We start from the raw sequence: 12,159 nt of genomic DNA, 5'->3' as shown, positions 1-12,159 counted from the left end.
TCACTTCAACGGCCAAGGCAAGCTGACCATGTCTTGCAACAGACCCGGCGGGAAATCGCGGTTCAGCGCGCCCGCCATCAGGCACATGAAACCGATGCCGCAGGCGGTCAGGATCAGCGTCATCTGCCAGCTGGACCCAGCGCGAATGCGGAAGAATGCGATCAGGAACCCGATCAAGGCGAGGATGAACCCCACGACCCATGTTGCCGCGATCAGACTTGCGAACCACGCCAGAGTTGACCAAAGCCCATGCGGCGCACTGGCATCCTCTCCAGCAATCTCCTTGTCGGCAAAGATCGCATCGCCCTCTGGTCGCCGCATCATCTGGATCAACAGGATCACGCAGCAGAACAGCGACACGCTACCGATCACCAAGGGAATGATCTTATCGGTCATGTTGTAGTCGGGGATCATATTGGCGTTGACCAACGCCACGATCAGGTAAGCCATGATCACCAACAGGAAGATCAACGGCGCGCGTTTGGTTCCCGCCTGCACGTCACCCTCTGCCATGATCATCTTGGCCTGACGGATACCCAGAATGACCGAAACGACCGTAACCACGATCAGGACGATAACGATTGGGCTGAAGACATATTCCATGCCCTCACCAAAGCTTTTGCGAAACCGGAAAGAGGCAATCTGGAATGCCTGGTTGGTGAACTTTTCAACCGGGTTCGACAAAACGAACCCGATCAGGAAGGCCGGGCGCGACCAGTCGAAACGGCGCAGGAAGATGCCGATCAGGCCAATGACAAACAGGGCCAGCAGGTCTTCGAAGTTCTGACCGGACTGGAAGGCCGCAAAGCTGATCAGCATGAACAGGAACGGCGCCAGATAAGTAAACCGAATTGTGGTTAGCTTGGCGATCCCACCCGAAGCCGCAATGCATAGAATGGTACCGACAACGTTAGCAAGCGCCAGCAACCAGACGATAGAATAGGTAATGTCGAGATTGTCCTTAAGCATACTCGGACCAACCTCAATATCGCCGGACCCCAGCAGAGCGACCGCGCCGATGAAGATCGCCATTGATCCCGAGCCGGGGATGCCGAACAGCAAGGTTGGGACGAGCCCACCACCTTCCTTGGCGTTGTTCGAGCTTTCCGGCCCGATCACCCCGCGCACTTCGCCCTTTCCAAAGTTGCTTTTGTCTTTGGTCGATTGAACTGAATGGCCATAAGCGATCCAGTCAACAACCGAGCCACCAAGACCGGGAATGACTCCAACAACCACGCCAATAATCGAACAGCGGACCGACAACCAGATATTCGCGGCCCAGTCTTTCACACCGTCAAACCAACCCGCCCCCAGCGAGGCGCCCTTGGCGATAGAACGGTCTTGGCGCAACAGCGAGACGATTTCGGGCACCGCAAAGATACCCAATCCAACGATAACCAGCTTCAAACCGTCTGTCAGATAAGGAATGTCATAGGTCGCCATACGGAGCGACCCGCCTGCGTCCGCCTCGCCAATTGTACCAACCATCAACCCAAGCCCAGCGGCGGCGACACCCTTCAGTGGAATGCGTCCGGCGAGAATGGCAACCATGGACAAGCCGAGGATGGTGATCATCAGCATCTCGGGCAGGCCAAACGCCAGAACGATTGGCCGCGCGATCAGGATGAACATGGTCAGGAATGTGGCCCCAACCAAACCGCCAAACAGAGAAGACGCAAAGGCTGCCGACAACGCACGGGCAGCTTCGCCCTTTTTTGCCATCGGGAAGCCGTCGAGCACGGTCGCTTGCGAGGCGGAACTGCCGGGGATCCCCATAAGAACCGATGCGAAGGTGTCAGAGGTCGGAACAACTGCGACCATCCCGATCATCAAAGCCAGACCAAGGATCGGGTCCATGCCAAACATGAAAGGCAACAACAGGGACAGACCAGCAATACCGCCGAGTCCCGGAAAGACGCCCACGGCCAGCCCCATAACGACGCCGAGAATAAGATACCCCAGAACGATGGGTTGCAGGATCAGACCCCACGCGTCACCGAGCGCAGGAAGAGCGGTGGCGAAAACCTCCATAGCGGCCGCCTTTCATTCAATTTTGGCAAGGATAAAAAGGCGCGCGCCCTTCTCTGAGGGCACGCGTTATGAGGGATCGGCTTAGTTCAGCTCGACACCATAGGCGTCTTTGAGCCAGTTCAGAACATAGGCCTTGGCGTTGTCGTCGACGTTTGTCGCAGCTTGCAGCGCAGTTTTCGAACCATCCCCAACAAAAACAGGATACTTGCCCACGCGCTTGGAGGAGATGTCAGCGAAGTCACCACGCTCGGTCACGGCTTGGAACGCTGCGGTGTACGCGTCGACCACTTCCTGGGGCGTATCACCCGGCAGGAAAGCCAGCTTCTGAACTGGGAAACCGGCTACAAAAAACGCTTTCCACGCATCCCATGCCTCGCCACTGGTTTCACAACCATCGGTGGCTTCGCAAACCTCTTTGAACGTTGGGATATCCGGGAAGGTCGGGTCGCGAACGATGTTGCCATCAGCATCCAGAGCACCCCAGGTCATCATTGGAACCGCCTGACCGGCTTCGACCAGCGAGGTCGAACCGCCAAGATAGCCCGATGAAGTCTGGTAATCGATATTTGCTTCACCGCGCTCGAACATCAGGCGACCGTCACCGCGACCCTTGATGCCAAAGACCGGTTCAACATTCATTCCCAGCATCTGCCATGCCAGCAGCGGGACGAGGTCCAGACGGGTTGCGCCCTGCGAACCGTAGATGAAGTTGGTGTCTTTCAACGCATTCGCGGAGCCATCAAACTTCGCGCCATCCTCGGCGTTCAGATAGGCGACACCACCAGTTCCCGAGGCCATGACCGGAATCCAGTCGTTGTATTCATAGCGCACGCGCGGATCGCTCAGCAGATACGGGAATTGAGTTGAACCCGAGGTGCCAAACAGCAGCGTGCCATCATCATGGCTCTGCTCCTGAAACCAATTCGCGCCCTTGGTCGAACCTGCACCCGGCATAAATTTAACGACTACGGTCGGCTGACCCGGCAGCGCCTCGGACAGAAGCGGAGCGAAGAAATTGGCCCATTTGGCCGAACCGCCCGTTTCCGAGAACGGGATGACCCACTCGATGGTCTTGCCCGAGAAATCAACCTCGGCAGCGGCAGGTGCTGCGATACCGGCGGCGGCGATCAGCCCCACGACGGCACGACGGGTAAATTTGGAAATGGCCATTGGTTCCTCCCTATTGACCAGACAACCACGTTAGCGCCCTCCGCGCTACAGTGATCGTAATAAGAACTGTGGGGTTGATTCCCCCTCCTATCTGGCAATCATGGAGCGCCAACCTTGCGTGAAACTTGCAGGAGCCCGAATGCGGATCGTCATCGTCGAGGATAATGAAACACTCGCCAACGCCATTGCGTACCGGCTGCGGGATCGGGGCCATGCCGCTGACGTGCTGACAGATGGCGACGCGGCAGACCTATATCTGGAACAGGAAGGCGCCGATTTGATCGTTCTGGATATCAACCTGCCCGGTCGGTCGGGGTTGGATATCCTGAGATCCCTGCGCCATCGTGGCGACAGTGCGCCCGTGATTCTGCTGACAGCGCGCTCCGAGACAAGCGATCGGGTAACTGGCTTGGACATGGGCGCAGATGACTATCTGGTCAAACCCTTTGAAATGGACGAGTTGGAAGCTCGCATCCGGGCGCTTTCACGCCGCAAAGAACTTGACTACGGAGCACGGGAGAGCATCGGAAGTTTGGAGTTCGACCGTACTGCACGTCAGGTTAGTGTACGGGGTGAGGTCATGGATATTCCACGACGGGAAATAGCCGTGCTGGAGTGCCTGTTGGAGCGTCGGGGCAGAATTGTTCCCAAAAGCCAACTTACAGATTATGTCTATGGCGTCGGGGCCGATATCGAGGACTCAGCTGTAGAACCTCATGTGTCGCGGTTGAGAAAACGCCTTCAGAATCTTGGCATAAGGATCAAGACGGCCCGCGGTCTGGGGTACCTTCTTGAGGTGCAGAAGTGATCAAGCACGGCTCGCTCAGGCTACGACTTTTCATTCTTATCTTGACGCCCTTGGTGCTGCTTGCGGTGCTGCTTGGAATTTGGCGCTTTTGGGTTGCCCAAAAGACAGCCCAGGAGTTATTTGACGACAGCCTGCTATCTGCTGGTCTCGCAATTTCACGGGATGTTGCAATTTCAGGAGGTGATGCACTGTCGCCCACTACACGCAGCATGATCCGTGACGCGTCGGGCGGAGAGATTTTTTACCACGTAACGGGCCCCGGCGGCATCTACGTAACAGGCTATGCGTACCCTCCGGCAGCCACGAACCCGTCTGCTCAAGAGGTGTACAAGCCGCAGTTTTTCGAAGCGCTCTATCGCCAAGAACCGGTGCGCGTTCTTAAGATGACGGAACGAGTAACCATAGAAAATCTAATCGGAGATGCGACGGTTACAGTCTGGCAACGTATGGCGGATCGCAACGCTTTCGCGAACGAACTGTCAATCCGCGCAGGAATTCTCATGGGAATTCTGCTGGGCACCCTCGCCATTGTGGTATGGTTCGGCGTCGCCCGTGGCCTTAGACCCTTGCTGGATTTGCAGGACGCAATCGACCTGCGTTCACCAGATGACCTGAGCGAGATAAAACGCCCTGTCCCGGTCGAAGTTCAAGGTGTTGTCAGAACCTTGAACCGGCTGTTTGGTCAGGTGGAAAAAAGTATCAACGCCCATCAAGTGTTTATATCCGAAGCCGCACATCAGCTGCGAAATCCGGCGGCGGCCGTGCAATCGATGGCCGAAGCGCTGCAGGACGCGAAAACGGATGACGACCGAGAAAAACGCATTTTAGAGCTTGTGGCAGCTGCAAAAAACTCTGCAACAGTGGCTGAACAGCTGTTGTCACTTGAAAGGCTCAGGCAGCCGACGCACCAAGATCAAATGGATGAAATTGATATCCGCTCGGTTGTGGAAGAGGCCTGTGCGGAAATGGGAGTACACATTCTCGCAAAGGGTCTCGAGTTTGATGTCACAATGCCTGAGGCGGCGGTCACGGTGTCAGGTGATCGGGTGTTTCTAGCTGAGGCTCTGAAGAACCTTTTGGACAACGCAGTTAAGCACGGCGGCGCAAAATTGAGCCAAATTTCAGTGGTGCTACGCTGTGACGGCAGGCACGTCAGGCTAACCGTGACTGATGACGGAGCCGGCCTTTCGCCCGACCAAAGCGAAGCAGCATTCAGTAGGTTTTCGCAGCTGGAATATTCTGAAGGCAGCGGTTTGGGGTTGTCTATCGTCTCTGAAGTGGCGAAGCGCCACGGAGGGCTGGTCGCAATCAACCAAGTCGAAAGAGGAGCGAGCATTACGCTTGAGCTTCCCATGGTCGCATAAATTTTTTGAGTTTTATCGACGTGTCCTAAACCAATCACGGTCAAAGAGCATTCTTTGCACTTGCAGCGAAGGCCTTGTTTTCACCCATACCGAAAACTTCATAGCCTACCAGGTCACAGACTTAAAAGCGAATTAGTGAGACGCACAACCGGTGTCTATCTGGCGTCCAAACACCATCCATTGAGCGTATTTTCTATATTTTTCTAATACTTAAATATATTGGCAGAAAGTCCCGCCACGCCTACCACTTTCCCGTGAGAAATCCTAAATACAAGGGAATGCGATCACTTTCGCTCGTCATGTACCCCAACCTTTTGGCAATGGGATACACCACTCCAATTCCAAAACCGGGCATCACGTTCTCGGGTACGAGCTGCCGAGGAGATCACGGGATCATGTCCCATACGGAAACTAAAAGGCGTGAACAGCATCGAATGGGCTTACACTAGGCAGGCTCTTATTATTTACTCCAAGGACACCCATAGAACCTGAGCGTCTTCCTCGCTGGTCGACACACAGCCATGCCCCATGCTGCTGTCATAATAAAGCGAGTCTCCGGCCTTCATCGGCAGCGGGCGATAATGTTCCGAGATAAAAATCAACTCACCTCTTAATACGTACATGAATTCTTCGCCAGAGTGGCGAACCCAGGGGTCAAATTCGGAAATATCGCGTGCCCTGATCGTGGCGACATAGGGCAACATGCGTTTGCTTGTCAGGTCAGAGCACAAAAGTTCGTGCAGATAAGTTGCAGTTTCCCGAAATTCGCCCTGCCCCTTTGCCGTAAAATCGCGACGTCCCGTGATCCCGGTTTGGCCCGATTGCAGAAACAGTTGCGGCGGCTTCAGATCCAGCGCCTGTGTCAGACGCCGAACAATCTCGAAGCTGGGTTTGGTCTGGTTGTTTTCGATCTTCGAAAGGGTCGAGCGACCGATGCCCGCCGCACGCCCGGCCTCTTCCAGCGTCCAACCTTTTTCCCGACGCGCTTCGCGGATGGAACGCCCCAAAGCCGCCCCTTCGTCCAGCTCTTCGGGTGGAACACCTTCGTTTCTTTGGTCTTCGCCCATGAAATTCCCCCTGTTCTTTCAAAGACTACATATTCCCTTAGTTACACGCAACTACGTGAATAGGAGACTTTTGTTGACTTAAGGGAATCATTTCCACTATAGGAAACTTAATTTCGGACCGGAGATTCGAAATCAGAGGAGATGACCATGTTCAAAACGTCGCTTACACAGGCCGATCCGACCATCGCTGCATCGATTGCACGCGAGGGCGCACGTCAGGCCGAACAGATCGAACTGATCGCATCAGAGAACATCGTCTCTCAGGCTGTGATTGACGCCCAAGGCTCGGTGCTGACCAACAAGTACGCCGAAGGGTATCCCGGTCGCCGCTATTATGGTGGTTGTGAATATGTGGATGAGGTCGAGCAGGAAGCCATCGACCGATTGAAGCAACTGTTTGGCTGTGAATATGCGAACGTTCAGCCGCATTCGGGCGCACAGGCGAACGGTGCGGTCAAGCTGGCGCTGCTCAGCCCCGGAGACACCATTCTGGGCATGTCGCTGGACGCAGGTGGTCACCTGACCCATGGTGCAAAGCCCGCACAGTCTGGCAAGTGGTTCCGTCCGATCCAGTATGGCCTGACCGAAGCCGGGTTGATCGACTATGATCAGGTTGAAGAACTGGCAAAGGCTGAAAAGCCCCAACTGATCATTGCCGGTGCATCTGCCTATTCGCAAAAAATCGACTTTGCCCGCTTCCGCGCAATTGCGGATGAGGTTGGCGCCTGGTTGCTGGCCGACATGGCTCATATCGCCGGTCTGGTTGCTACCGGCCTGCACCCCTCGCCTATCGGGCATGCACATATCGTTACATCGACCACACATAAGACCCTGCGCGGTCCGCGCGGTGGCATCATCCTGACAAATGACGAGGCACTGGCCAAAAAGATCAATTCGGCCGTCTTCCCCGGACTGCAGGGCGGTCCGCTGATGCACGTGATCGCAGGCAAGGCGGTTGCCTTCGGAGAGGCGCTGAAGCCTGAGTTCAAGGAATACATGCAGCGCGTTGTCGATAGCGCCTCAGCCTTGGCCAACGTGATGATGGCACGCGGTTGCGACATTGTCTCGGGTGGTACCGAAAACCACCTGATGCTGGTCGACCTTCGCCCAGTTGGCGTGACAGGTAAGGACGCCGAGGCCGCATTGGAACGTGCTGGCTTTACCTGCAACAAGAACAGCGTGCCAGGCGACCCTGAAAAGCCCACAATCACCAGCGGTATCCGTCTGGGTACTGCAGCTGGCTGCAGCCGCGGTTTCGCGCCGGAAGAGTTCAAACAAATCGGCCACCTGATTGGTGACGTGCTGGATGCGCTGGCAGAAAACCCGAACGGTGATGAGGCCGTCGAAAAAGCAACCCGCGAAAAAGTCCGCGCCCTGTGCGCAAGCCACCCGATCTACTGAAAGACGACCACATGACCTACGATCTCATCGTTATCGGAGGCGGACCGGGCGGCTATGTCGCCGCGATCCGCGCGGCTCAGCTGGGACTGAAAGTGGCCTGCGTCGAAGGACGCGGGGCACTTGGTGGAACCTGTCTGAATGTGGGATGCATCCCCTCCAAAGCGTTGCTGACCTCCTCGGCCAAGTATGCCGAACTTGCACATCTCTCCTCCCACGGCATTGCGGTCGAGGGGGCCAGCATCGACGTACCCGCGATGATGGGACGCAAAGACAAGATCGTAGGCGACCTGACCAAGGGCATCGCGTTTCTGTTCAAGAAAAACGGTGTTGATCTGATTGAAGGCTGGGCAAGTATTCCTGCGGCCGGTCAGGTCAAGGTGGGCGATGAAGTACATGAAGCGAAGAATATCCTAATCGCCACCGGATCCGAACCGACCTCTTTGCCTGGAATCGAGATTGACGAACAGGACATCCTGAGTTCAACCGGTGCAATTGCGCTCGAAAACGTACCGGAGCATCTGGTTGTGATCGGCGCAGGCGTGATCGGTCTGGAGCTGGGTCAGGTTTGGGCCCGTTTGGGCGCAAAGGTCACCGTGGTCGAGTATCTGGACCGCGTTCTGCCGGGCATTGATGGTGAGATCGCCAAGCTGGCACAGCGCGCGCTGTCCAAGCGTGGGTTGAAATTCCAACTGGGCCGCGCGCTGAAAACGGTCGATAAGACTGATGCTGGCCTGACTCTGACCGTTGATCGTGTTGGCAAGGACAAGGAAGAGGTGATTGAGGCCGACAAGGTTCTGATCGCCGTTGGCCGCCGTCCGGTCACCCGTGGGCTGGGCCTGGAAGAACTAGGCGTTGCAGTAAGCCAGCGTGGCTTCATCGAAGTGGACGGGACGTTCCAGACCTCGGTTCCCGGCATTTACGCCATCGGCGACTGTGTTCCCGGCCCGATGCTGGCGCACAAGGCCGAGGAAGACGGCGTCGCGTGCGTGGAAACTCTGGCAGGTCAAGCCGGTCATGTCGACTACAACACCGTGCCGGGTGTTGTTTACACCGACCCCGAAGTCGCCTCGGTCGGTCTAACCGAAGAAGCGCTGAAAGAGGCTGGCACTGAGTATTCGGTTGGCAAGTTCGCCTTTATGGCCAACTCGCGCGCCCGTTCGACAGGCGAAACCGACGGCGCGGTCAAGGTTCTGGCTAATCCGAACGGCAAAATCCTGGGCGCACACATCTGCGGCGCTCATGGTGGTGATCTGATCGCAGAACTGGTTCTGGCCATGACCAAAGGCGCCACCGTCGCCGAGGTCGCCGCCACCTGTCATGCACACCCGGCCATGGGCGAGGCAGTCAAAGAGGCCTGCCTTGACGCCATGGGCCGCGCAATCCACGCCTAAGAGGGACCTGCCAGATGACCATCCAGCTTCGCCCCCGCCACCCGGAAAAAGCCAAGAAGGCTGACAGTGTCATCCCGCGCAAACCCAAGTGGATTCGAAAGAAAAAGGGTGACAGCGCCGAGTATTACGAAACCCGCCGCCTGATGCGCGACCACAATCTGGCAACGGTGTGCGAAGAGGCCGCCTGCCCCAATATCGGTGAGTGCTGGTCCAAGCGCCACGCGACGATGATGATCATGGGCGAAATCTGCACCCGCGGTTGTTCCTTCTGCAACGTGGCCACCGGCCGCCCCGATGCGTTGGACGCGTTTGAGCCGGGTCGGGTTGCAGCGGCGGTCAAGAAACTGGGACTGCGCCATGTGGTGATCACCTCGGTCGATCGTGATGATCTGGCCGATGGCGGAGCGGAACATATCGCGCAGACGATCCGTGCCGTGCGCCATCAGAACCCCGGCACCACGGTCGAGGTACTAACCCCGGACTTCTTGGGCAAAGGCGACGCTCCCGATATCGTCTTCGAGGCCGCCCCGGACGTGTTCAACCACAATCTGGAAACCGTTCCGCACCTGTACCCATCGGTTCGTCCCGGCGCGCGCTACTACACATCTCTGCGGCTGCTGGACGACGCAAAACGCGCAAACCCCGGAATTTTCAGTAAATCTGGTCTTATGGTAGGGTTAGGAGAAACCCTAGACGACGTGCGTCAAGTGATGGACGACCTTCGCGCGGCCAATGTCGATTTTCTGACGGTCGGCCAGTATTTGCAACCGACCCCGAAACACCATCCAATCGACCGTTTCTGGTCACCGGAAGAGTTCGCCCAACTGGAACGGATCGCACGCTCCAAGGGCTTTCTGCACGTGTCGGCCACGCCGCTGACCCGTTCATCGTTCCACGCGGACGAAGATTTCGCTGCTCTCAAGCAAGCCCGCCAGCGGGCCATCGCAAACGGGGCTTAACCAAACGCAAATGGGAGGGAAACCATGGAAGCGTTAAATTCAATCGTAGGGGCCATCAATGGCGTCGTGTGGGGGCCGCTGATGCTGGTCCTCATTCTTGGCGTTGGCTTCTTCCTGCAGGTCGGCCTGAAATTCATGCCGATCCTGCGCATTGGCACAGGCTTTAGCCTGCTGTTCAAAGGCCGTGAGGGTCAGGGCGAAGGGCAGATCAGCCCGTTCAACGCGCTGATGACCTCACTGTCGGCGACCATCGGTACAGGTAATATTGCCGGTGTGGCCACTGCTGTCTTCCTGGGCGGTCCAGGCGCATTGTTCTGGATGTGGATGACCGCCCTGGTGGGCATGGCCACCAAATATGCCGAAGCCGTCTGCGCGGTTAAATACCGTGAAAAAGATGAACTGGGCAACTATGTCGGCGGCCCGATGTACTACATCAAAAACGGCCTCGGCGCGAAATGGGCCTGGCTGGGCGTCGCATTCGCCCTGTTCGGCGCAATCGCGGCTTTCGGCATCGGCAACGGTGTTCAGGCCAACGGTGTGGCACAGGTTCTGGAAGCAAACTTCGGCGTAAACACTTCGGTCACCGGAGTTGTTCTGATGGTCCTGACCGCAGCCGTTATCCTGGGTGGCATTACCCGCATCGGTGCAGTTGCCGGTAAGCTGGTTCCGGCCATGGCAATCGCATACATTGTCGCTGGTCTGCTGGTTCTGATCATCAACATCGGCGAAATCGGCAACGCCCTGTCGCTGGTCTTCACCTATGCCTTCACCCCATCCGCCGCCGAAGGTGGCTTCGCAGGCGCAGCCGTCTGGGCCGCTATCCGCTTTGGTGTGGCACGTGGCGTGTTCTCGAACGAAGCCGGTCTGGGCTCGGCTCCGATTGCACACGCAGCGGCTGAGACCAAAGGTCCGGTTAACCAGGGCCTGATCGCGATGCTGGGTACGTTCATCGACACCATCATCGTCTGCTCGATCACCGGTCTGGCGATCATCTCGACAGGCGCATGGACCTCAGGTGAATCGGGCGCTGCCCTGACCTCTCTGGCATTTGCAACCTCTCTGCCGGGCGGTGGTCACCTGATCGCAATCGCGCTGTCGATCTTTGCCTTCACCACCATCCTGGGTTGGTCGTTCTATGGCGAGAAATGCGTCGAGTTCCTGCTGGGTGTCAAATCCCTGCTTCCCTACCGGGTGCTGTGGATCGTCGCGATCTACTTTGGTGCAACCGCGGATCTGGGCTTTGTCTGGCTGCTGGCGGATACCCTGAACGCCATGATGGCCATTCCGAACCTGATCGCCTTGGCCTTGCTGAGCCCGATCGTCTTCAAGCTGACGAAAGAGTTTTTCGCATCGGGCGGCCAGTCCGAAGAGCCCGGCGGCAAGCCTGCCGAATAAACCCGGCCCTGACAAAACGGGGGGCCAAACCCGGCCCCCCGCCTTTGAAACAAATTCCCCTATCTCGAGGAGAGACGTGATGGCCACGAAAATCCTGCTGCCTATTGATCACACCGACGACCGTTCGTGGAAAAATGCCCTGCCAGTCGCATTGGAACAGGCTAAATTCTACGGTGCCGAATTACACGCGGTTGCCGTCATCCCCGAGATCATCCAACTGCCGAACCTGCCCGCCAACTATGGCGCCGGTGCTAAAGAGCACGTACGCAAGGCGGTTCAGGCCATTTTGGATCATGGCAAAGCCTCCGACGTGGCAATCCACATCGAAGAAGGCAGCGTTTACCGCGAAATCCTGAAGCTCGCTTACAAAGACGGCTTCGACCTGATCGTCATGGCATCGACCAAAGGCGATTTCCCGAATTATGAGATTGGCCCGAACCTGGCCCGTGTCGTGCGCAACGCGCATTGCACTGTCATGGTTGTTCGCGACCAGTCCCGCTGATTGAAAGGTTAGAACGATGACCACACCGAAACGCACGCCTCTTTATTCACTCCACGTTGAGTTGGGTGGTA

General features: G+C 57.0%; 10 protein-coding genes. 7 read left to right on the top strand and 3 right to left on the bottom strand.

All coding sequences use genetic code 11. From position 1 onward, the window contains the following. Positions 1–2,031 carry a tripartite tricarboxylate transporter permease gene (locus GOW93_RS19445; RefSeq protein ID WP_170387822.1) on the bottom strand — a complete coding sequence of 677 codons (2,031 nt, stop codon included), beginning with the start codon at positions 2,029–2,031 and terminating at the stop codon, positions 1–3. Positions 2,032–2,112: 81 nt separating this feature from the next. After that, positions 2,113–3,201, bottom strand: coding sequence for a tricarboxylate transporter (locus tag GOW93_RS19440; RefSeq protein ID WP_170387820.1), 1,089 nt, complete (start codon positions 3,199–3,201; stop codon positions 2,113–2,115). Between the two features lie 139 nt (positions 3,202–3,340). Between GOW93_RS19440 and GOW93_RS19435 the strand changes: the two genes are divergently transcribed. Then, positions 3,341–4,009 carry a response regulator transcription factor gene (locus GOW93_RS19435; protein ID WP_170387818.1) on the top strand — a complete coding sequence of 223 codons (669 nt, stop codon included), beginning with the start codon at positions 3,341–3,343 and terminating at the stop codon, positions 4,007–4,009. Beyond that, the gene (locus tag GOW93_RS19430) at positions 4,006–5,373 is read left to right on the top strand and encodes a sensor histidine kinase (RefSeq protein WP_368039692.1); all 1,368 of its coding nucleotides are present in this window, start codon (positions 4,006–4,008) and stop codon (positions 5,371–5,373) included. Before GOW93_RS19435 ends, GOW93_RS19430 begins: the two co-directional genes overlap by 4 nt. Before the next feature lie 464 nt (positions 5,374–5,837). Here the strand turns inward: GOW93_RS19430 and GOW93_RS19425 are convergent, their stop codons facing one another. After that, positions 5,838–6,440 carry a helix-turn-helix domain-containing protein gene (locus GOW93_RS19425; RefSeq protein ID WP_170387816.1) on the bottom strand — a complete coding sequence of 201 codons (603 nt, stop codon included), beginning with the start codon at positions 6,438–6,440 and terminating at the stop codon, positions 5,838–5,840. 147 nt (positions 6,441–6,587) lie between these two features. Here GOW93_RS19425 and glyA point away from each other — a divergent pair, with 147 nt between their 5' ends. The 5 genes from glyA (at position 6,588) to GOW93_RS19400 (ending at position 12,088) form a co-directional block, all read left to right on the top strand. After that, positions 6,588–7,841, top strand: a complete 1,254-nt coding sequence (glyA, locus tag GOW93_RS19420; RefSeq protein ID WP_170387814.1) for a serine hydroxymethyltransferase — start codon at positions 6,588–6,590, stop codon at positions 7,839–7,841. Between the two features lie 11 nt (positions 7,842–7,852). Further along, the gene (gene lpdA, locus GOW93_RS19415; RefSeq protein WP_170387812.1) at positions 7,853–9,232 is read left to right on the top strand and encodes a dihydrolipoyl dehydrogenase; all 1,380 of its coding nucleotides are present in this window, start codon (positions 7,853–7,855) and stop codon (positions 9,230–9,232) included. A 14-nt stretch (positions 9,233–9,246) separates the two neighbouring features. Beyond that, positions 9,247–10,191, top strand: a complete 945-nt coding sequence (gene lipA / locus GOW93_RS19410) for a lipoyl synthase (RefSeq protein ID WP_170387810.1) — start codon at positions 9,247–9,249, stop codon at positions 10,189–10,191. Positions 10,192–10,215: 24 nt separating this feature from the next. Continuing rightward, complete coding sequence (locus tag GOW93_RS19405; RefSeq protein ID WP_170387808.1) at positions 10,216–11,586, top strand: alanine/glycine:cation symporter family protein; 1,371 nt, start codon at positions 10,216–10,218, stop codon at positions 11,584–11,586. A 79-nt stretch (positions 11,587–11,665) separates the two neighbouring features. Beyond that, positions 11,666–12,088 carry a universal stress protein gene (locus GOW93_RS19400; RefSeq protein ID WP_170387806.1) on the top strand — a complete coding sequence of 141 codons (423 nt, stop codon included), beginning with the start codon at positions 11,666–11,668 and terminating at the stop codon, positions 12,086–12,088. Positions 12,089–12,159: the final 71 nt, after the last annotated feature.

Source organism: Ruegeria atlantica, from assembly GCF_013032455.1.
Classification (GTDB): Bacteria; Pseudomonadota; Alphaproteobacteria; order Rhodobacterales; family Rhodobacteraceae; genus Ruegeria; species Ruegeria atlantica_B.
The sequence above is the reverse complement of the archived record's forward strand: the minus strand, read 5'-3'. Positions and strand labels throughout refer to the sequence as shown.

What these genes read in the sequence shown, in the direction of transcription:
- GOW93_RS19405 (WP_170387808.1), top strand. Translation starts at nt 10,216, where the DNA reads ATGGAAGCGTTAAATTCAATCGTAGGGGCCATCAATGGCGTCGTGTGG.
- GOW93_RS19440 (WP_170387820.1), bottom strand. Translation starts at nt 3,201, where the DNA reads ATGGCCATTTCCAAATTTACCCGTCGTGCCGTCGTGGGGCTGATCGCC.
- GOW93_RS19435 (WP_170387818.1), top strand. Translation starts at nt 3,341, where the DNA reads ATGCGGATCGTCATCGTCGAGGATAATGAAACACTCGCCAACGCCATT.
- lpdA (WP_170387812.1), top strand. Translation starts at nt 7,853, where the DNA reads ATGACCTACGATCTCATCGTTATCGGAGGCGGACCGGGCGGCTATGTC.
- GOW93_RS19425 (WP_170387816.1), bottom strand. Translation starts at nt 6,440, where the DNA reads ATGGGCGAAGACCAAAGAAACGAAGGTGTTCCACCCGAAGAGCTGGAC.
- GOW93_RS19445 (WP_170387822.1), bottom strand. Translation starts at nt 2,031, where the DNA reads ATGGAGGTTTTCGCCACCGCTCTTCCTGCGCTCGGTGACGCGTGGGGT.
- glyA (WP_170387814.1), top strand. Translation starts at nt 6,588, where the DNA reads ATGTTCAAAACGTCGCTTACACAGGCCGATCCGACCATCGCTGCATCG.
- GOW93_RS19400 (WP_170387806.1), top strand. Translation starts at nt 11,666, where the DNA reads ATGGCCACGAAAATCCTGCTGCCTATTGATCACACCGACGACCGTTCG.
- lipA (WP_170387810.1), top strand. Translation starts at nt 9,247, where the DNA reads ATGACCATCCAGCTTCGCCCCCGCCACCCGGAAAAAGCCAAGAAGGCT.